Below are 19,828 nucleotides of genomic sequence, written 5' to 3' on the forward strand. Positions count from 1 at the left end.
AGGATTGATCTCTTAGCCAAATATCTCAGCTAAGTCATTCATCGTCCTTAAATCTTAAAATAGAGAGTATTCTCATCTCTCGCCTACCTCGTGATACGTTATCGAGTATCAAACCGCAGAAAAAAGACATCACCGCGATCAAAGCTATTGAGCTAGACAAAACAGCTGTAGGTAGCCTCTCAACCAATCCTGTATCAACAAAATCAACAATGACGGGGATACCCAAGATCAATGAAATAAAACCTAGCAATATCGAGAGAGAGCCAAAGAAAAACATCGGCTTTACATCTCTCAATAAGAACAAGATAAAATTTAGAATCTTGAGACCATCGCTCAAGGTGTTCAGTTTGCTGGTAGTCCCTTCAGGTCTAGATTGGTATTGAGTCGAGACTTCTTTGATTGACATATTATGGTGTAACGCATGCACGGTAAGTTCTGTTTCTATCTGGAAACCATCGCTGAAGATAGGTGCGGTTTTGACAAATCTATGGCTCATAATTCGATAGCCAGAAAACACATCATTCAATTGCGCATTGAATGCTAAGTTAATCAGAGATGAAAACATCTTGTTCCCAAGGATATGTCCCTTGGGATAAGCCATTGAAGTTCGCTCGCGACTGCCAATGATCATATCGAGCTTTTCATTATTTAGTTGGTCGATCAGCTCGGGGCATATTGAGGCGTCATAGGTATCATCACCATCAGCCATCACATAGATATCGGCGTCGATATCAGAAAACATCCGCCTCACAACCTCCCCTTTACCTTGGCGCGGCTCATGTCGCACAATCGCCCCTGCTTGTAACGCCTCGTTGACCGTGTTGTCGGTTGAATTATTGTCATAAACATAAATGGATGCATCAGGTAAGGCTTGTTGAAAAGACGTGACCGTTTCACCAATGGCTCCGGCTTCGTTATAACATGGGAGTAATACTGCGACTTTCTGTTTATTCATGCTCACTCCTTACTTTAAAAACTCGATAACCATCCTCAATTCCATCATATGTAACGTCTAACCAAGCCGGAATATTATCCCCATGAAGTCTCCTAACTAAAGAGTCCTCGCTTCCAGAGTCCTTTAGGAGAGTTAAATGAGGGTCATTACCGATCAATATATAATCAACCTTTTTATCGACTATTTTGTTTCTTGCTAGAAGCATGTCCTCTTCTAACATCACTTCGATTAAAAATTGGTTACCCACAATATTTCTATGATAAGGCGCGGCGATTATAGTGTTGTTCGTTTTGGCCAATACAGGTGCACCTGTTTCTATTCCTGAAAGAATTGTATGAGAGTTGATACCGTTATCTTTCAGCACCTTAAAGATGACTGGTAACTTATCGGTCTTATCAAGTTTGGTAGTCACTTCCTCTGCTGGAGATAAAGCGAGAATGACAAACGCTAACGCCAATGGAGTACCTGAGAAAATAATCAGCACTTTCAGTAGTGAATACCTAACGTATTCAGACACTTTAATTACAAAATATGCTTGAAAAGGTGCCGCCAAAACAAAACACAACCTCATCACTCTAATCTGCCAAAACATCGCAAGGGCTAAATTAAACATAAAAATGAGATACAAGATTGCACAGTGGGGGGTTTTATTTCGAAAGAATGGATACAACATTGCGGGAACTAATAGCAACAAATAATTATCCACTGAAAAAAAGCCATTCATTGCTATGTATGTTGCGACAGATTTAGCTTCGGCAACTTGATCAAGCCAATACAGCTTTAGTATCGGTGGGTAATCAATAAACAAAGCACTAGTCAGTGAGGGGTAAAGAATAACAACCGGAAGTAAACACAACAAACCAAGAAAAACAAATAATAAAAATCTTTGAGTTAAGTTTTTTCTATTATTATTCAATCTGTTGTAAGCATTGACAAACACCCAACCACTAAAAAAAAGAATAATGAGAATGAATGAGATTTCATCATATTTAAAAGCAAAGAACTCATCATAAGGCCTATTTAATAAAACAGCACAAGCTCCAAAAATCGAACAAGTTACGTATAACTTAGAGACATAACTAAACCACTCGTCACGAACGAAGCAGTAATACACAGTATAAATAATTAAGAAAATCATAAACAACAAAACATTATCCATCCCAGTCCATAGAGATAGAGACACGAAAACGGCCTGAGCATACACTCGCCATGATTGCCTTAGGTTGTTGATAGAAGTCGGTGTTACTGATAAGAAGAGCGTTGCCAAAATAAGTTGAATATTATGATGGTCAATAGAACCAGGTAAGAAGTGTATTATCGCAGGAGAAAAAATAGCAAACATCGTGCTGATAAAGCGGTACTTAGCGCCTAAGAAACGTTCGCATAGGTAAAAGCACGATAATGCGAAGAACAATAAATAAAGCAAAGGGACAATAGAAATCGAGATAGTATAAGCAAGGCTATCATCAACCATAAATATCAATGGGAAAGCGACTGAAGAGAGCATTAGATCAGGAAATCGAGACCAATGAATAATAATACCGTCATCGGCATTAAAGTTACTCATTGGCTCTAGGTACCAATGACCATTCCTCATCCACTCCTGAAACTGAACAAAACGCATATAATCGTCATTGTCATTCAGGTTGAGTATTGAAATGCTCTCCCACTTATAAATAAATATAAAAATGGCACATACGAGCCAAATTACAGAAATAGCTATGATGTCTTTGTTAAAACTCTCACTTTTAGGCAATATGAATATCCTTTTCATTAAGCCAAAATCAATTCACTATTGTTCCATCTCTCTCACTTCCGCTAGTGCTCTGTTTAAGTTTTCATTTGCTACTTTGTAGTAAGATGATTTTTTATCGATAGCTTGCTGTAGATATGGAACCGCCTGATCAGGTTTTCCTTGTAAGATTAGGAAGTAGCCAACATTATTCAACGCTTCCGGGGCATCCATGTGCCTCATGAACACGTTGGTTGCCTTTTTAATATCCCCAGAGGCTAAATAAATAAGTGCTAGATTATTCTGAGCTTTTTCATTATTCGGTTCTAACTCTAAGGCTGAACGCGTATATTGATACGCTTCCTTGTAGTTACCATACATGTAGTGGGAGTAGCCCATATTCAACAAAGCTTTGACTGAGCTTTTATCTATCGTCAGTGACTTTTTGAAGTACTCTTGTGCGATCTGATGCTTTCCGTCAACATCTTCCAGTACACCAATCCCCATATAAGCCAATGCTGGAGACATGCTGTCTACCTTCAAACTGGCCACTTCACTTTGACTCAACGCTTGGTAATTTTGGATAGTTTCGCTGCTTTTTAAACGAACCTGGTCTGAATTAATCGCTTTAAAGAAATAGCTTCGACCTTCATCGGTACGGCGTTGCTTGGTATACAAAACACCTAACTGCTCCAATACTTCGGTGTGGGCAGGATTAAAATCTAGCGCTGCTAGGTAAGCTTTCTCGGCCAACGCATAGTTACCGCGAGACGAATGTATTTGGCCAATAGTGAACAAGGTTTTATCGTGAAACTCTTTTTCAGGGAAGGACAAAGAGCGTATATATTCATATAAAGCCAAGTCTATATTGTTGTCTCGCAGAGCAATGTCACCGCGCATAATTGCTTCTTTTTCATTTAGCGGTGGATCATCACTAGTTAAAGAATCGATTGGTTTACCCGAATACAATTCTGCATCAAATTGATTGGTCGGCTCATCCGATGAAGCACAACCAAGTAGCAAAATTGGCAATAGTAGTAGAAGAAACTTATTGTATAACATCATAAACTTGCTCCCGGCGCAGTTAATGCGTCCATTACGATCAAGAGTCCAGGGCCAAGTGCGACAATGAAAAAGCAAGGCCAAATAAATATCAACATAGGGAATAACATTTTAGTCGGTATTTTCGCCGCAATTTCTTCAGCGGCTTGCTGTCGCTTATCTCTAAAATCTTCAGTATAGTCACGGAGCGTTTGCGCTAAGCTTCCACCCATTCTCGATGCATGAGAAAGCAAAGAAACCAAGCCTTCCAATTCCACTAAACCGGTTCGTTCGATAAGTTGCCTAAGCGCATCAGGCATAGTGACGCCCGCTTGGATTTTAGCAAATACAGTCTCTAGTTCATCCGCGAGCTCCGGCTGAGAGACATAGAGCTCTGATGCAACACGACCAAGAGCCGCATTAAAACCAAGCCCAGATTCAGTACATACAACAAGAAGATCTAGTGCATCAGGGACACCGTTTCTTATTTTTTTCTGACGCTCTTTTTGCAGCTTACTGAGAATAATATTAGGTGTGAATGTGCCAAGAAAAACACAGGTCATGATAAGTAAATTATTGTAGTCTCCACCCAACGCTATGTAATAAACCATAAAAGCAGCGACGATACCTATCAAGCTAGATAAAACCTTCAACGCATAGAAAACCGATAACGAGCTCTTCTCATGGAACCCGGCATGCATCAACTTTTCCGAGTAAGTTTCATTATCTTTTTTATTACCTTTACTTATAAAAGGGCTTAATGACTCTAACGTATTGGAGAAGTCGTATGATTTTCTGCCAGTCGGTGCCCCGTCTTCTGATATCTGTCTCAGTTTCTTGTCCAAAGGAGAACGAGCTCCTAAAAATAGAAATCCAAGCGTTAGTGTTAACAAGACTGTTGTAAGCAAAATCATCGAATAGATAACCATCTGAGAGCTGATCCCAAACTCTGCTAACATCTGCTTCCAAACTTCAATATTGAGTAATTCCATAGGTTAAATCTCTATGCTAATGATCTTTTTAATCCACAAGGCTCCGATAGCCAAAAGAACAATACCGACACTCACCATGGATAGGCCACGGGGATCTTTATAGAGTGGCTCGATATACTCGGGACTAGCGACCCTTAAGGCGAAGAACAAACCAAATGGGGATAACGTTAAGATCCATGCGGATAAACGACTTTCAGCAGAGAGCGTTCTGACTTTCCTTTCCAGTTTAAAACGCGCTCTAAGTACTTCAGATACCTTTTGCAGGTTTTCAGATAGGTTACCCCCAGTCTCTTTTTGCAACATTACGGCACTAGAAAATGCCAGCATTGAGACGGTTGGTACTCGTTCTGTCATCTGTAGAATCGCCAAGCGTAAGTCATAACCATAGTTAAGTAAGTTATAGGTATTTTTAAATTCAATACCGATTGGATCTGGAAGTTCTTCGCCAACTTCATTGAATGATTGGACGAGCGGTTGTCCTGCTTGCAATGCGCGTCGAATAATATCCAAAGCCTCAGGAAGTTGTTCCTCAAATCGAGCCATTCTGTAAGTCACTCGATTTTGCACAAATAGATAGGCGATAACCCAAACAAAAATGAACGCCCCCACACTGATGAACCATACTTGGTTGGTCATTATCGATATCAATGAGAGCAATACAGCGCAAAGAGAAACAATAAGTAAGAACCGGCTTAACGCCACTTTCATACCGGCTAGTTCCAACATTTTTTTCAAACCACCGAAAAAAGAGATAACGATGAGCTTACGATCTAGCGGGGACAGTTCTTTGTTATAGTGTTCTTTGAGTAATGACAAACTCTCTGCATCGATATTACGTTGTGTCTCTTTTAAGCGGCGAGACAACTCTTTATGTTTCGCTTTCTTGCCCGCAGCAGGTAACAACAACGCCTGAGAAATAAACAGTACTGCGATAAACAATAGGGCTAATGAAACGCTTACATTATCCATATTCCCTCCTTAACCTTTGGTCTCACTAAAGAGCTCGAAAGGCAGGTCGAGTCCACGTTTGACTAACTGGTCATGGTATTGGGGCACAACCCCTGTTGCAGTGAAATAACCGATAATATTGCCATCTTCATCAATACCTTTCCGTTGAAAACGGAATATTTCCGACATCGTAATCACCTCACCTTCCATGCCGTTAATCTCTTGGATACTCACCATACGACGCTTACCATCTTCTTGGCGTTCCATTTGAACAACAAGGTGGATAGCCGAAGCAATTTGAGCTCGTAAATTTTTGGTTGATATGTTCCACCCTGCCATTGAGAACATGTTTTCGACACGACTTAAGGCATCACGAGGGGTATTCGCGTGAATGGTAGCAAGAGATCCATCATGACCGGTATTCATCGCCGCTAGCATGTCAACGGCTTCGCTACCACGAACCTCCCCAACCACGATTCGATCAGGTCGCATACGCAAGGTATTTTTAACCAATTCGCGCTGGCTGATTTCTCCCTTCCCTTCTAGGTTCGCAGGACGGGTTTCTAGGCGAATGACATGTGGTTGTTGCAGTTGTAATTCTGCCGAGTCTTCTATGGTAATAATTCTTTGGTCTCGCGGAATGAAACCAGAAAAGATATTCAGTGTGGTTGTTTTCCCTGACCCCGTCCCTCCTGAAATCAAGATATTCAGCTCACCTTTCACCGCAGCCTCTACAAATTTAGCCATCTGAGGCGAGACTGAGTCGTAACCAATTAAGTTATCCATCGTCAAACGATCGACGGCAAAACGACGAATCGAAACTGAAGGGCCATCGAGTGCGAGAGGCGGGATAATCGCATTAACACGGGAACCATCAACTAAGCGGGCATCTACCATAGGTGATGCTTCATCGATACGACGACCAACCTGACTGACGATACGATCAATAATGTTTCTTAAGTGACGATCATCTAAAAACGTATACGGTGTTTTTTCTAATTTGCCTCGGCGTTCGACGTAAACACTTTTAGGGCCGTTGACCAATATATCTGACACGGTTTGATCAGCTAATAAAGGCTCTAACGGACCAAGGCCAAAAACCTCATCTTCTATCTGCTTGATAACCCGCTTGCGCCCTTCCGCACTCAATGCATGGCTACCATCTTCAGCCATTAACTGTACGATGGCTTCGTGTAAATCGAGCTTAGCGCGCTCTTTCTCCAAGCTAGAAAGTAACCCTAAATCTAGAGTCTCCAGCAGCTGCTTATGAAAGAAGTGTTTGATTGATAGCTCCTGCTCTAAAACCTTTCGAGCCTCATCAATCGCCTTCTCCTTTTCAACGCTCGCTTCCGTATTTCGAGAGTGACTAGACGCCTCAATATTGGATAAACGGTCAACAGGATTGGCATCTTCTGAATCATGCGAAATCTGTTCTACTTTTTTTTCAAACTCTGGATTTACATTTTTTCGTTTAAAGAACATCACAATCCCTCGTGTTTACTTTTCATCAACCCATTATGAAAACAACTTTTTCAGCCACCCTTTCTCTTCCTGTTCTGGTGGTGATAGAACATGAGACAAATCAATGATAGAGCGAGTAATAGAGCTTTTCTTTCTCGACTGAACTAACGGCTGCCCCAAGTTGGCACTCTCCAGCGCAACTTTAAAATCGTTAGGCATAAGATGGATATTGTGATTACCCACCGCCTGCTCTACATCTTTTAACTTAATTGAATGTCGCTTTTCATAACGGTTGAGAATGACCTCTATTGAGTCACTTTGTAAGCCATACTCAAACTTCAGAGACTTAATTAGTCGACTTGTGTTTTTTACTGACACTAGGCTCTGTTGTAAAACCAAAAGTACTTTCGTCGCAGGTGATATTGCTGATGCAAACACGTGGTCTAAGCCTCTAGACAGATCAATGATCACATAAGGGTAAAAACGATGCAGAATTGGAAGTAATCTGCCAATTTTCTGAGCCTGTTCGAAATCATCTGCGTTATTTTCATGCTTAAAGCTTAGAACATGCAGACCCGATTCATGTTTGTTTACCAATGACCCCAAAGACATTTCATCCAAATCATTAGAACTGTTGATCGCATCCGAAACACTATAAGTGGGAGTTATGTTCAAATAATCAGGTATCACGCCAAATTGAAGATCGATATCGAGCAAAAGTACTTCATTAGGATGTTGCGTGGCCATCTCAATGGCAGTATTTAACGCTAAGGTGGTTGCTCCCATCCCTCCTTTAGTGTTCAAAAACAAGATAAATTCTCCGTAACTGGAGTTCTCAAGCTTTTCAGAGGCCGTTTTCTTCAAGAGTGGTAGTAGGTCCGATAGGGTCACATTGTGAGACAAAAAATCTGAAGCGCCTAAACGCAGTGCGATTTTTAGTGACCCATTATCACTTTCATCACCGAGCACAACTAAAGACAAGTCCTTGTCTTCTAAAGACAAATCATACCCTTGCAACTCAACCATTTTTTGCGCCCAATTCCCGTGAGCTTCAACGAAAATAAGCTCTGGAACATCCGCACTTTTTAAGTATTCCTCACTCATTGCCGCAAGAGAAAACGACGTCACATGAACATTTCGGCATTTTTTTAGCTCTTGAGTCATATGCGAATGAAAGGCGTCAGTGCTGTAGACTAACCAAATCTTTAGATTCGTTCTTAAACGCGTCATATCCTTATCGTTTTCATTAGGCGTTATTTTGATCGCTTCCCCCATATATTCATCTCCTTTTAAATAACCGCTTATGGGCACCGATTTTTGATGTCTGTGCCAGCTTCAGCCCTTACCACCCCTAAGCTTTCTGCTGGCAGTATTGTTTCAAACGCAGGGGCTGCAAGAAATCCATTATTTCCTAGAAAGCTTAGGTTACTGATTAACTGAATGCCATAACCCGTAGCCCTAGCACGCACAAATTTAATGGTGCCAAATCCGGGATTAGTCTCGTAACCAGACGTAATTTCACTACCGCTCGCGTCTAAGTAAGCTACTTCTAAATTCGCATTAGTAAACCCAACAAGAGGAATATCATTCACCACCATTCCCGCAATATTATCTCTATCAAGGACGTAACAGACTGTCGCTAACCTAGCGGCCTTCCTCGTCGCCTCACTGACCATTTGTAGCGAAAATATATAGGCACCCAACGCTAAAATGAGAAAGAGCAGTAGAAAAATTAACGATGAGACTAAAGTGAATTCAATGATGGCAAGCCCTTTGACACGTCCTTTAAACCTTTTCATCACAGTACCCTCATCACCGAAGTGACACTTAACGGAATAGAAAAACTTGTGGCGGATAAAGGAATAGACAAAAACAACGGCACATAGTCATATGTCACGCTGACTCGTACATAGCTGTCAATAGAGGGTGGTGTTACCGTTACATCTGATGTCGTCAATGTAGATAACACTGCCGTCCCTACGCTGCTCTGGCCATAAACCACCACATTTTGAATCTCCAACGTTGGGGCAATAGTGCCACCTTTGGTATCGTAAACCTCACTAACAGCATATCGTGCGCCATTTTGTACAGATTTAGAGATAACATTGTAGTGAATCAAAATATTGCCAAGCTCGATCACCAACCCCAAAAAAAACAGTAACACAGGGGTCGCAATGACCATCTCTACAGCAGCAAAACCACGTTGATGTTTATTAGATAGTGTCATAATTACGACTCCCCGCTATCAGGATCCTTATACAAAACAATCCTGTAAGCTCCTTCGGTTGTCGACTGATTACTACTAGAGCCACCAGTAACACTGCAAGAATGTATAAACTCACCAAAAACGGCTGGTGTACCTGAGTTGTTAGTTGGTGCTTTTTGCAACAAGAAAAAGCAGCCAATTTTATTCACTGTAAAGTCGGTAGAGCCGCCACTTTTACCCGAGCAGTCCACCATAGGTATAGGTAAAATACGACGCCAAGCAACACCATTAGATGCGCACCCAGAACCGCCACTTGCTATACAGGCATTGGTATCTAACTTATATTGAGCGTAATCGTAGCTATCATCGAAAGTGATCTCTCCGGTATTGGCATCAATCGTTATTTCATTGGTAGGTTCTGTGGTCACATAATCTGAAGGGTAATCAGATGCCGATAATCCACCGCCATAATCACCAAAGCGAGTATTTAAGCCATCACCTGTCGGACCAACCGTGCCGCCAGGTTTGGTTGTGATATCTTCACCAATTTTAACTGGCTGATCATAACTACCACCTAAGCCTTCTTTGATAGTGTTACCACCAGAACCAAAGTCCAGCAGGTGATAATTACCATTACCCATTTCAGATAGACTACTGTCTCCAACCTTTAAGGCGTGAACGGTTCCAACTTCATAACCGAAAACATTGGTTATCTCTTCACCGGTTTCGTCATGATAACCATCTTCATTAACATCATTATCAGAAGTACCATCACCAATACACACTCCAATGGGTACAACATTATTATAAGCGAGGCCTGAACTCGGTCCTGCGACAGCACTTGCCGATACCACTTTTTCAAGGCCAAACAGTTGAATAAAGAATTCGTCCATTTCTAGTGCATCTACGCGAACACGCACATAAACATCATCATTTGCACCAAAAGTTGCGCTGCCAGTAAAGTCCTGTGGATCATTGGAATAATCAATACCTATAGAAGCGGTAGAGAAATCAATTTCTTGGTTCCCAGTTGAAGCCGCCATGGCATTAAGTGCCGTACCCACTTCTGCGTCTACAGCGTCTTTATCTTTACTATTGTCTAATATGGTTGCGGCAGCCAGCGCTGCAGAGTCGACAGCATTTTGTAAGCGCGTTTTATTCACGACCATATGGTTTATGTCTACAGCTAGCGCTGAGACAGCTAGAAAAACCAACAAGGCAGCAGTAATCATCACCGCAACTAAGCCTTGTTGTTTTTTCGGGCTTTGTGATACTCGATACAACATGTGAGTACCTCCAGATTTAGTTAAAATCTTCTAAGATCTGGCTACTACTTCCGGACAGATCATTTTCACCTCTGCCTACATATCTGTCGTAACCAGTCTGCATCCGCTCCCCTGTACCATCAGGTACTTCGAGTAAATTCTCTTGGGTCGCATTAGGGTTATACGTTTGCTCTGTTTTCACCAGTGCGACTGAGTGCCCTAAACGAGCATCATTTGCACAGCCAACTAACACCATCACGAGAAAGACCATCATTATTCTAATCATATCTATCTCCTTATAAATCATGCCCAAATGAGCCTTCGCTACCACCATCGGTCGGTGATATATCCTGTGAAGCTTGAGACTGTTCTGAATCAGACTCAGACGGTTCAGCTATATAAGCGCTTCGACCCAATAAGTAATATTCCAAGTCATTAGGGTCAACAAAGGCATCAGTTGGTAACGTCACTTTCGTTCGATCAATAGGCTTTGCGAGTCGAGGAGTAACAAGAATAACGAGCTCTGTTTCACCAGATACATACTCTTGGCTATTGAAAAGCTGACCTAAAATCGGCACATCGCCAAAGCCTGGCATCTTGTTACTGATGTCCCTAACATTCTCACTCAACAACCCCGCAATACCGATGGTCTGACCGTCGGCTAACTCAAGCGTCGATGACGCACTTCTTCGTGTAATTGGAGGGATAAAGTAAGTCGCATTGGTAGTACCAGGATCAATCGTTAACGAGCTACTATTGGCAATTTCACTCACATCAACCGCTAAGTTTAGGTTGATTTTTTTGTCACTGAGTACCGTTGGGATGAACTTTAAACCCACACCATACTCTTTGTACTCAATTGTAATACCATCCTCATCAGGCACTGGAATTGGAAACTCCCCACCAGCTAAAAACTCAGCCTTAGAACCACTTAATGCGGTTAAGTTCGGTTCAGCCAATACCTTAGCGACCCCGTTTTGTTTTGCTACGTCCAGTGCGAAAGTAAACAATGTATTACTATCAATGAAAGAACCTAAAATGCCGTAATCGGTAGAGGTAGGAATATTGAAAATTGGGGTTGCACCTAACACACCAGCAGGGACTGAAGACGCCCCCCAAGAAAAGTCAGACCCACTGGTTTGGAAGAAGTGGAAGTTTGCATCAAACTTTCTCACCAAGCTTCTTTGCACCTCGGCAACCGTCACCTCTAACATGACTTGTTGAGCCCCGCCAATGGACATCAAATTGATAACACCGGTAGCAGCGGCTTGCTCGCTACCACTTTCATTTGATTTGTCAGCGGTTTGCCCAGATGAATACGTTTCTGCAATTCGCATCGCGACATTCATTTGTTGTTGATTACTCACCTGACCGCTCAACAACAAACGATTCTGTGCGCTGTGGACTTCGATAGTTTCATCTGGAAGGAACTCATATAATTTAGCTTTGAGGCTATTAAGATCATGAGTAACCTCAATGTTAATAGACTCAATTAACCGACCTCGAGAGTCCCAAGCCATTAGGTTTGTCGCACCTAATTTTTTACCAATTAAAAACACTTCATTTGATTTTAAAATTACAATATCTAAAACTTCAGGATCACCAAGAGAAACCTTCGCCGCTTTTCCCGACAGCACGACATGCGTAGATTTATGATGTGGAACCGTGACTGTTTTTCCCGTTTGTAACGCCGCAACACTGGCCGTCGAAATACAAATCAGGCTCAAAACACACGCAATTAATATTCTCATATTTCACCTCAATCCTTGACGCGCACATTAGATGTTTCTGTACCTTTGATAATGGTGACACTTGGTCTAGGCACATATCGACGAACCACTTTTTTCTCAACTTCATGTGGGTTTCTCAAAGTCAGCTGAATATCGCCCTTGCTTTTAGCCGTGAGAAGTTTCTCTGCCTCTTTCGGCGTCATCTCAAGTGTTACCGCTCGTACAATAATCGGACTGTTTTCTTTCGTCTTAGCCGTTTGGTCGACAGCCAAAACCTTGATGTCTTTTAATACTGTTTGAGTCGTGGCAGAATTTTTTCCGTAAGAAACGGTATTGAGAATATCAACCTTGTTACCCGGTAATAAGAAACCCGCCACACCAATAACATCATCAACACGTATCGTTACCGCACGTTTATTTTCAGGGATAAGAGCTGCAAGCGTTGACCCTTCTCCTGGTACAGTAAATCGTAACTTGTGAAGCACCTCTCCCGCATAGACAGTATTCGCAACAACCTTGCCAATCAGCTCTGCTTTATCCGAATAGTTATTTTCATTAATCCAATCAACTTCCATCAATCTGGTGGTTAAAAACTGATCCTCGATAATAGTTCCGGCTTCAATTTCTTGTGATGCGACAACAACGGGGTGACGCTCGACCGTTTCAACTTCAACGGTTGGCTGAACTTGATCATCCATCCACTGCTTAGCAAAAAATACAGCCGCTAAGCCGAATACTACGGACAGTAAAAACAGTAGGAAAACTTGACTCTTATTCATTATTCTCTTCCTCGTGTCCATCAGAGGTAAAATAAACTTCCCATGCCATGGAAAGAATATCGAATGTGATAACAGGTGGGAGTTGCTCAAACGAAAGAATGTCTTTGCTTATACCAACGAGATCTTTCGGTAAACATGGGAAAAGTGGCACTTTTAGAAGCGTGTGCATTTGAGACAAACGCTCAAAAAACCCGTCTTGAAGCTCTACCTCTTTATCAGCAACGACACTCATCCATAAAGCTTCATAATCTCGCTGATTAAGTGGCTTGAATTCAATCTTGTAACCCAAACGACGTAAAAAGGCAGGATCGCTTATTTTCTTGGGGTTTAGATTGGTAGAAAAGGCAAGAGTTAATACAAATGGCATCGTTATCTGCTGACCATTAGGCAGCGACAAATAGTCGAAGGAATACTCCATCGGTACAATCCAACGATTAAGAAGCGCATCCACCGGCATGGGCTGACGACCAAGGTCATCAATGATAAAGATCCCATTATTTGCCATCATTTGAACTGGTGCTAACCAGACTCGACTATTTTCTGAATGATTAACTTCAAGCATATCCATAGTAAGCTCACCACCCACCTGAATATTCGGTCTCTCACAATTAAGCCAACGCTTGTCGTACTGATCTTTGAGGGAAATGCTTTGATCGCTGCCGTTACTATCCAACGGTTTATGATGTTGCGCCGAGAACACCTTGATAATGTTACCTAATGCATAGACTGCATAAGGAATAAATACAGAGGTGTGCAAAGCATTCACAATACGGCTCGCGACAAAGGTTTTACCAGTACCAGCGTGCCCATATAACAACAAAGCACGTCCAGAATTGATTGCAGGCCCTAGCACTGAAATCATTTTGTCGACACCATATACATCATCCAGAGCAGCTTCGACATGTGGTCTAGTGACTAGCTCTACTCTCAGGTCTTGCTGTTTGACCACATCACTGTATTGGTCAAGCGAAACGGGGGCGGGCCCTAAATAAGCATCACGTTTAAAGGCAAGATCAGCTTCTTCAAGTCCTTTCTCAGAAAGGGAGTAACGGACATGACTATGGGAGACTGATGAAAGAGAAAGGTCTGAGGTAGGTTGAAACACCTCAATTAATGACTTCTTCCTCAAAACAGCTAAAGCACTTTCCACTATATGGGTAACAACACACAAATAATTAGAAAGCTCTAACACATCCGATTTAGGATAAGCAGACAAGTGCTTGAGTACGAGGTTTTCAATAACAACTTCAGGAACACCCAACATATCAAGAGATGTCGGAACGGTAGGGGCTGAAATTTGAGGCTTCAAAGTTGTTGGAGCAGTATGCCCTATAATATCCATATATTATTCCTCTCCACAAAGCTAACCAACAACAGGTTTAAGTAAAGTAGCTATACATCGCTAATCCCATAACAACAGAGGGTGCAAAAGGCATTGTCACCTTATTTGAATACCTAGCGTGCAAACTAGTACTTTCATTTGATACTGGTGCTACTCCACCAAGCACAATTAGCTTATTTTCAAAATAGCCTTTGATACTAAGACTGTTCGAGTTGGAAAAGTTATATAGCAAGTAGAAAGTCCCGATCACTCCAGCAGAAAGTAAGATAAAGTACGATGCATCAAGTAATTGTCCCCACCCAAGATACATCCCTACAATACCTAATAGCTTCACATCTCCTGCAGACATAGCTCTTAAAAAATATAAGAGTAATCCAAAACAAAAAAACACCACGAATCCAACGAAGGACATTAAAAAAGCATCAAAGGTGTAATTGCGGTTAAACATTGATAAAAAGTACACAAACAAAAACAATATCAATATTTTGTTTGGTATACGATGTTTCTCAACATCGTATACCGAAACTGCAATTAGCAATGCCCAAAAAACTGAAGGCTCATTAATCATACATTTAATTCATACACTCGAAAAAATGCTCTGGATTTTGCTAAGTAAGGCTGTTGCCATCCCAGAAAAAACCAATCCTATAGCAATGACAAGTAACGCAGCAGCGATAATGTAGGCAACCGAAGTCAACCCTCTTTGCTGCTTCACTCCTTTCCGATCATAAGCCATTAACGATTGTGTTTAGCTTAGCTGCGAGTGTAGTCCCTAAACCAGAAAATACGGTTGTTAAACCTAATACCAATAAAGCTGCACCGATTACATACTCGATTACAGTCAACCCTTCTTCATCTTTCATGAATTCTTTACAATTATTCAAAAACTTATCCATGAGAACCTCTCCTTGATTTGCGTATCAGGCTTTGTTTACCTGTAAACTAAATCTAGAGGTGAGAGATATATTAGGTTAGGATTTTCTTGCCATTTACTTGCACTTTTTTGTGGTACTTCTAATCTAATTATTATGCTTCGTAATTTATCTATTTTTTAACTCACAATTTAATATGAAATAGAGTTGGTATTTATATGAAAGTAGTCACACCTTTATTATCAGATAAAGACAGTGAATTTAATGCTGTTATTATCAATAAAATAAGCCACTACTTCCCCATTAAGAATTGTAAGCAAGATATATCTGTAATCAGTAACTTAGATGTCAGACTGGTATTTTTTATCTTGAATAGACCGGATAAACTTCAACTACTTACAATGGCATTATCTATTTGTGAAAACTTAAACAAGAGAATTGTCATTATTTGTTCAGACTCGTTACCTAATATCGTTCGAAATCATAAGAATATATTTTTCATTATCGAAACAAACAGTAATCATCTGACCAGTACTTTCGAAGAGCTTAAGAGTAAAACACAGCATATCTTCGAATCCCACTTCGATCTCGACAGAAACATAAATAACAATAATCAATTACCTGCAAAGTTGTTTACTTCAGAAGTCGTTAACTTTGTCATGAACAACATCAACAAAGAAATTAGAGAAACCGAGATCGCTGAGAAGTGTCATTGTTCTACAACCTACTTTTCGAAAAAGTTTCATCTACACTTTGGGGTAAGCTTTAGAGACTTTGTTTGTGATAAACGCATTCTACTCGCCAAAAAATTGATTGAGGCGGATACCGAATCAAAAATTGCTGTAATTGCCTATCAATGTGGATACAAGGACGTGTCATATTTTTCGAGAATTTTTAAGAAAAGGACCGGAGTAACCCCAGCAAGTTACAGGCGTGCCTGCACAGATAACAGAAAACGCTAATTTTACTCCCTAAAAGAAAAAATCATGGTACATTTAACATGATTTTAACAAAAATAACCAAAAATAACTTAGCGAAAAACATGGAGTTAGACAATGATTCAGCCTAACGAGTTTAGCCAAGAACAAGCAACAGCTCTCCTTACACCCAATGATATGATTTTAAAATGGGCAGAAGAACGCCCAGATGAAGTCTATTTGAAACAGATTATTAACCGCCAATTTGTCGAATTTACTTATAAAGAAGTAGCCGACAAAGCACTGAAACTGGCGTCAGCATTAGAAGGACTCGGAGCCCAACCTGGCGATCGAGTCGCTCTCGTATCAAAAAACTGTGCAGAGTGGTTCATCTGCGATCTTGCCATGATGTTAGGAGATTTTGTCAGCGTCCCAATCTTTCCAACAGCAGGTGCAGATACCATTCAGTACTGTATTGAACACAGTGAAAGTAAAATTGTGATTGCGGGTAAGCTTGACGCTCCTAAAGCTACTCAAAAAGTACTTGATGACAATCCGAGCTTGGTGAGTATTTCACTGCCATACGACAGCGCAGCGAAGTGCCAACACACTTTCGAACAGCTCATTGAGACACATGAACCATCAACCAAACGCCCTCAGCATCACGACGATAAGCTGATGTCACTTGTTTATACATCGGGTACATCAGGGCTACCAAAAGGCGCAATGCTCACCTACGGCGCGTTTACTTGGTCTGTTCAAAGGTTGATTGACCATATTGGAATCCAACCTGGCGATCGCCTGTTTTCTTACCTACCGCTTGCTCATATTACAGAACGCGTTTACATCTTTGGTTCTTCAGTGATGGGGGGCGTGGTTACGGCTTTCCCTGAATCTTTAGACACCTTTATTGATGATGTGAAAATGCATCGCCCTACACTGTTTATTTCAGTTCCTCGCTTATGGACTCTGTTCCAGCAGCGAATCCAAGACAAATTGCCACAGAAGAAACTGAACTTCTTTCTGAAGATTCCGTTTATCAACAACATCATTAAGAAGAAGCTTGCTGATGGTTTAGGGTTAGACCAAGCTCGCGTTCTTGGGTGTGGTTCTGCACCTGTATCACCCGCTCTACTCGCATGGTATGAGAGTGTTGGCCTACACATTACCGAGGCATGGGGCATGACAGAGTCTTTCGCCTACAGCACGCTCAACTACCCATTCAGAGCCGATAAAATCGGTACGGTTGGTAATGCAGGTCCAGGGATCGAACTCAAAATAGCTGAAGATGAAGAGATTCTAGTTCGAGGCAAAGGCTTATTCTCTGGTTACTACAAGAATGATATTGCAACCCAAGAATCTTTTAACTCAGATGGCTGGCTACATACTGGTGATATCGGCGATATCGACAGCGAAGGTTACCTAACGATTCGTGGGCGTAAGAAAGATACCTTTAAAACCGCTAAAGGTAAGTTTGTTGCTCCAGTGCCAATCGAAAACAAACTGTTTGAGTACAGCCGCGTAGAAATGATGTGTTTGATAGGGCTTGGCCTACCAGGTCCAATCCTACTTGTGGTACCGCATGACTTCCCTAATTTCGATAGGGATCGCTATGAGAAAACGACAAAACGCGTTATCGAGAAAATGAACGAGCAGCTCGGTTCACACGAGAAGATCAAAGGTGTATTGATGATTAAGGAACCATGGAGCATTGAGAATGGCGTGTTAACCCCGACTCTCAAAATCAAGCGACATATCCTAGAGCAGAAATACCATGAAGTCGGTCATAACTGGCCGAAAGATAAATTGGTGGTTTGGGAAGAATAATCAAAATCGAGAGGGAGCCATTACGGCTCCTTTTTTTGGCAGCAAAGTACGCTCAACCTTAGATTAGCCAGTCCCTCCCCTAACACTCCCACTCACTCCCAAAACGATTTCTTCAGTTCCTTATCAACTTGTTCCTGTGTAATCCCGACATCTCTCAACAAATACTCTGGTAGCTCAGACAGCTGCTTTCTGGTTCTACGATTTTGAAAGTACATGCCTAATTTAGAATAGAATTTCTTAGTTGATAACGATGACAAAAGTGAATGGTTGGTATTTGCTGTTACTGTGATCGTATTCATAGCCTTTCTCCTGTTGATCTCTTGCTTTGTTATGGTCAATAATCGACCAACAGAGCAACGTCGACAAACGATAGATACTGGCATTCAGTTAAGGAAAACTAATGTGAGAGAACGCACCCCACCATTCCAAGGGATCTACTATTTTTATACGGCAGCTGAAACAGGCAGTTTTAAGCTGGCAGCACAAAAGCTATTTGTCACAGCCGCAGCAGTCAGCCAACAAATTCGCCAACTTGAAGAGTGGTTAGGAGCTGACCTCTTTATTCGCCAACACCGAAAAATAGTATTAACTCATGAAGGCGAAGTACTGTACCTACAAGCGAAGAAAGGCTTTGCCCATATTCAAGATGGGGTAAGACAAATAAACCAAGACCCTAATCCCACTCAGCTGTCGATCTCGACCGTTCCATCTTTTGCCCAGCATTGGTTAGTGCCAAGGATTGGGGATTTCAGAGAGAGACATCCAGACCTTTCTATGTTGATTGAGCCTACCAATAAGCTGATCACCTTTGAGGATTCGAGTATCGATATCTGTATACGCTATGGGCACGGTAACTACCCAAACCTAGAGTCGCGCTGGCTAATGGATGAAGTGTTATATCCTGTTTGTCATCCGCTCTATCAGGAGAAGTATGGAATATACAGTGTCGAGGACCTGCACAAAGCCGAGCTAATTGAAGACCGATGGCCAGACATGGATTGGTCAATATGGCTAAATGAAGTAGGCGTTGAAGGCGGTCACACCACGTTGCAATTTGATGGCTCCCACTTTGTACTAGAAGGTGCACTCTCTGTTCAAGGAGTCGCTTTAGTCAAACACAGTTTGGTGTATCGATACCTGCAAGAAGGGAAGCTAGTTAGAATTGGTAATACAGCGCTAAGACCAAAATACAACTATTTCTTATGTGCGCCGCCGGGATACTTTCATCGCGATAAGATTCAACGCTTCTCCAAATGGATAGAAACGCAGGTCAGTGAGTTTGGTAACAAAGGAAGGGAAATGCTCAATATCGTCGATACCGACTTCTCATTGAAATGGTCGGGAAACTCTGATGGCTAAGCTGATATACTGAGAGCAAATAAATGACGGGTAAATCTCATGACACAAGACAATAATCCACTTCACGGTATCACTCTACAGAAGCTACTGACTGAATTGGTTGAACATTACGGTTGGGAAGAGTTGAGTTACATGGTAAACATCAACTGCTTTAAAAAAGACCCGAGCATTAAATCGAGCTTAAAGTTTCTGCGTAAAACAGATTGGGCACGTACCAAGGTAGAGCAGATTTACATCGACTTAAAGCGTTAGTCTCTCCCTACTTCATCTGTCCCGTGTTGATTAAATACGGGACAACCCCTGTGCCTACTTTTTAGGGGCCATATCACATCTCACATCTCGCATCTCGCATCTCGCATCTCGCATCTCGCATCTCGCATCTCGCATCTCGCATCTCGCAGT

General features: G+C 41.6%; 21 protein-coding genes. 4 read left to right on the forward strand and 17 right to left on the reverse strand.

The window, feature by feature from the left end:
* Nucleotides 1-34: 34 nt before the first annotated feature.
* The 16 genes from AC3CH3_RS12085 to AC3CH3_RS12160 form a co-directional block, all read right to left on the reverse strand.
* Entirely contained in the window at nucleotides 35-955 is a 921-nt protein-coding gene (locus AC3CH3_RS12085; protein WP_048658128.1) for a glycosyltransferase family 2 protein, read from the reverse strand.
* Entirely contained in the window at nucleotides 948-2,729 is a 1,782-nt protein-coding gene (locus AC3CH3_RS12090) for a hypothetical protein (protein ID WP_488537234.1), read from the reverse strand. Before AC3CH3_RS12090 ends, AC3CH3_RS12085 begins: the two co-directional genes overlap by 8 nt.
* Nucleotides 2,730-2,747: 18 nt before the next feature.
* Nucleotides 2,748-3,752 carry a tetratricopeptide repeat protein gene (locus tag AC3CH3_RS12095; RefSeq protein WP_019824863.1) on the reverse strand — a complete coding sequence of 335 codons (1,005 nt, stop codon included), beginning with the start codon at nucleotides 3,750-3,752 and terminating at the stop codon, nucleotides 2,748-2,750.
* Entirely contained in the window at nucleotides 3,749-4,720 is a 972-nt protein-coding gene (locus AC3CH3_RS12100; protein WP_171308113.1) for a type II secretion system F family protein, read from the reverse strand. Before AC3CH3_RS12100 ends, AC3CH3_RS12095 begins: the two co-directional genes overlap by 4 nt.
* 3 nt (nucleotides 4,721-4,723) lie before the next feature.
* Nucleotides 4,724-5,689, reverse strand: coding sequence for a type II secretion system F family protein (locus AC3CH3_RS12105; RefSeq protein WP_054547542.1), 966 nt, complete (start codon nucleotides 5,687-5,689; stop codon nucleotides 4,724-4,726).
* Between the two features lie 9 nt (nucleotides 5,690-5,698).
* The gene (locus tag AC3CH3_RS12110; RefSeq protein ID WP_488537235.1) at nucleotides 5,699-7,150 is read right to left on the reverse strand and encodes a TadA family conjugal transfer-associated ATPase; all 1,452 of its coding nucleotides are present in this window, start codon (nucleotides 7,148-7,150) and stop codon (nucleotides 5,699-5,701) included.
* 33 nt (nucleotides 7,151-7,183) lie between these two features.
* Entirely contained in the window at nucleotides 7,184-8,404 is a 1,221-nt protein-coding gene (locus AC3CH3_RS12115; protein WP_488537236.1) for an AAA family ATPase, read from the reverse strand.
* A gap of 26 nt (nucleotides 8,405-8,430) precedes the next feature.
* Nucleotides 8,431-8,928 carry a TadE/TadG family type IV pilus assembly protein gene (locus AC3CH3_RS12120; protein ID WP_029405623.1) on the reverse strand — a complete coding sequence of 166 codons (498 nt, stop codon included), beginning with the start codon at nucleotides 8,926-8,928 and terminating at the stop codon, nucleotides 8,431-8,433.
* Entirely contained in the window at nucleotides 8,928-9,356 is a 429-nt protein-coding gene (locus AC3CH3_RS12125) for a TadE/TadG family type IV pilus assembly protein (RefSeq protein ID WP_019824856.1), read from the reverse strand. The genes AC3CH3_RS12120 and AC3CH3_RS12125 overlap by 1 nt, the downstream gene beginning before the upstream one ends.
* 2 nt (nucleotides 9,357-9,358) lie before the next feature.
* Entirely contained in the window at nucleotides 9,359-10,621 is a 1,263-nt protein-coding gene (locus AC3CH3_RS12130; protein ID WP_019824855.1) for a pilus assembly protein TadG-related protein, read from the reverse strand.
* Between the two features lie 16 nt (nucleotides 10,622-10,637).
* The gene (locus tag AC3CH3_RS12135; RefSeq protein WP_029405622.1) at nucleotides 10,638-10,907 is read right to left on the reverse strand and encodes a hypothetical protein; all 270 of its coding nucleotides are present in this window, start codon (nucleotides 10,905-10,907) and stop codon (nucleotides 10,638-10,640) included.
* On the reverse strand, nucleotides 10,897-12,351 hold the full coding sequence (locus AC3CH3_RS12140; protein WP_019824853.1) for a type II and III secretion system protein family protein: 1,455 nt from the start codon (nucleotides 12,349-12,351) through the stop codon (nucleotides 10,897-10,899). Before AC3CH3_RS12140 ends, AC3CH3_RS12135 begins: the two co-directional genes overlap by 11 nt.
* Nucleotides 12,352-12,359: 8 nt before the next feature.
* Nucleotides 12,360-13,109 (reverse strand): Flp pilus assembly protein CpaB, encoded by a 750-nt coding sequence (gene cpaB / locus AC3CH3_RS12145; protein WP_019824852.1) that lies wholly within the window; start codon nucleotides 13,107-13,109, stop codon nucleotides 12,360-12,362.
* Nucleotides 13,102-14,451: a P-loop NTPase family protein gene (locus AC3CH3_RS12150; RefSeq protein ID WP_488537237.1), complete on the reverse strand. Its 1,350-nt coding sequence runs from the start codon at nucleotides 14,449-14,451 to the stop codon at nucleotides 13,102-13,104. The genes cpaB and AC3CH3_RS12150 overlap by 8 nt, the downstream gene beginning before the upstream one ends.
* A gap of 37 nt (nucleotides 14,452-14,488) precedes the next feature.
* Nucleotides 14,489-15,019 carry an A24 family peptidase gene (locus tag AC3CH3_RS12155; RefSeq protein ID WP_488537238.1) on the reverse strand — a complete coding sequence of 177 codons (531 nt, stop codon included), beginning with the start codon at nucleotides 15,017-15,019 and terminating at the stop codon, nucleotides 14,489-14,491.
* A 157-nt stretch (nucleotides 15,020-15,176) separates the two neighbouring features.
* Complete coding sequence (locus AC3CH3_RS12160) at nucleotides 15,177-15,347, reverse strand: Flp family type IVb pilin (RefSeq protein ID WP_004734461.1); 171 nt, start codon at nucleotides 15,345-15,347, stop codon at nucleotides 15,177-15,179.
* A 194-nt stretch (nucleotides 15,348-15,541) separates the two neighbouring features.
* On the opposite strand from AC3CH3_RS12160, the gene AC3CH3_RS12165 reads away from it, so the two are divergent.
* Both AC3CH3_RS12165 and AC3CH3_RS12170 read left to right on the forward strand, forming a co-directional pair.
* Entirely contained in the window at nucleotides 15,542-16,285 is a 744-nt protein-coding gene (locus AC3CH3_RS12165) for a helix-turn-helix domain-containing protein (protein ID WP_488537239.1), read from the forward strand.
* A gap of 93 nt (nucleotides 16,286-16,378) precedes the next feature.
* Entirely contained in the window at nucleotides 16,379-18,067 is a 1,689-nt protein-coding gene (locus tag AC3CH3_RS12170) for an AMP-binding protein (protein ID WP_488537240.1), read from the forward strand.
* A 92-nt stretch (nucleotides 18,068-18,159) separates the two neighbouring features.
* Here AC3CH3_RS12170 and AC3CH3_RS12175 read toward each other — a convergent pair whose 3' ends face one another.
* A complete protein-coding gene (locus AC3CH3_RS12175) occupies nucleotides 18,160-18,366 on the reverse strand; it encodes a DUF1127 domain-containing protein (RefSeq protein WP_123301051.1) in 207 nt (68 codons plus the stop codon).
* A 103-nt stretch (nucleotides 18,367-18,469) separates the two neighbouring features.
* On the opposite strand from AC3CH3_RS12175, the gene AC3CH3_RS12180 reads away from it, so the two are divergent.
* Nucleotides 18,470-19,426, forward strand: a complete 957-nt coding sequence (locus tag AC3CH3_RS12180) for a LysR substrate-binding domain-containing protein (protein WP_019819829.1) — start codon at nucleotides 18,470-18,472, stop codon at nucleotides 19,424-19,426.
* A gap of 39 nt (nucleotides 19,427-19,465) precedes the next feature.
* Nucleotides 19,466-19,678: a VF530 family protein gene (locus tag AC3CH3_RS12185; RefSeq protein WP_012604684.1), complete on the forward strand. Its 213-nt coding sequence runs from the start codon at nucleotides 19,466-19,468 to the stop codon at nucleotides 19,676-19,678.
* The last annotated feature ends 150 nt before the right edge of the window (nucleotides 19,679-19,828 follow it).

It is taken from the genome of Vibrio sp. QJM3NY_35 (assembly GCF_057785915.1).

Coding starts and splice junctions, on each gene's coding strand:
- AC3CH3_RS12085 (WP_048658128.1), bottom strand. CDS start 955: ATGAATAAACAGAAAGTCGCAGTATTACTCCCATGTTATAACGAAGCC.
- AC3CH3_RS12090 (WP_488537234.1), bottom strand. CDS start 2,729: ATGAAAAGGATATTCATATTGCCTAAAAGTGAGAGTTTTAACAAAGAC.
- AC3CH3_RS12095 (WP_019824863.1), bottom strand. CDS start 3,752: ATGATGTTATACAATAAGTTTCTTCTACTACTATTGCCAATTTTGCTA.
- AC3CH3_RS12100 (WP_171308113.1), bottom strand. CDS start 4,720: ATGGAATTACTCAATATTGAAGTTTGGAAGCAGATGTTAGCAGAGTTT.
- AC3CH3_RS12105 (WP_054547542.1), bottom strand. CDS start 5,689: ATGGATAATGTAAGCGTTTCATTAGCCCTATTGTTTATCGCAGTACTG.
- AC3CH3_RS12110 (WP_488537235.1), bottom strand. CDS start 7,150: ATGTTCTTTAAACGAAAAAATGTAAATCCAGAGTTTGAAAAAAAAGTA.
- AC3CH3_RS12115 (WP_488537236.1), bottom strand. CDS start 8,404: ATGGGGGAAGCGATCAAAATAACGCCTAATGAAAACGATAAGGATATG.
- AC3CH3_RS12120 (WP_029405623.1), bottom strand. CDS start 8,928: ATGAAAAGGTTTAAAGGACGTGTCAAAGGGCTTGCCATCATTGAATTC.
- AC3CH3_RS12125 (WP_019824856.1), bottom strand. CDS start 9,356: ATGACACTATCTAATAAACATCAACGTGGTTTTGCTGCTGTAGAGATG.
- AC3CH3_RS12130 (WP_019824855.1), bottom strand. CDS start 10,621: ATGTTGTATCGAGTATCACAAAGCCCGAAAAAACAACAAGGCTTAGTT.
- AC3CH3_RS12135 (WP_029405622.1), bottom strand. CDS start 10,907: ATGATTTATAAGGAGATAGATATGATTAGAATAATGATGGTCTTTCTC.
- AC3CH3_RS12140 (WP_019824853.1), bottom strand. CDS start 12,351: ATGAGAATATTAATTGCGTGTGTTTTGAGCCTGATTTGTATTTCGACG.
- cpaB (WP_019824852.1), bottom strand. CDS start 13,109: ATGAATAAGAGTCAAGTTTTCCTACTGTTTTTACTGTCCGTAGTATTC.
- AC3CH3_RS12150 (WP_488537237.1), bottom strand. CDS start 14,451: ATGGATATTATAGGGCATACTGCTCCAACAACTTTGAAGCCTCAAATT.
- AC3CH3_RS12155 (WP_488537238.1), bottom strand. CDS start 15,019: ATGATTAATGAGCCTTCAGTTTTTTGGGCATTGCTAATTGCAGTTTCG.
- AC3CH3_RS12160 (WP_004734461.1), bottom strand. CDS start 15,347: ATGGATAAGTTTTTGAATAATTGTAAAGAATTCATGAAAGATGAAGAA.
- AC3CH3_RS12165 (WP_488537239.1), top strand. CDS start 15,542: ATGAAAGTAGTCACACCTTTATTATCAGATAAAGACAGTGAATTTAAT.
- AC3CH3_RS12170 (WP_488537240.1), top strand. CDS start 16,379: ATGATTCAGCCTAACGAGTTTAGCCAAGAACAAGCAACAGCTCTCCTT.
- AC3CH3_RS12175 (WP_123301051.1), bottom strand. CDS start 18,366: ATGAATACGATCACAGTAACAGCAAATACCAACCATTCACTTTTGTCA.
- AC3CH3_RS12185 (WP_012604684.1), top strand. CDS start 19,466: ATGACACAAGACAATAATCCACTTCACGGTATCACTCTACAGAAGCTA.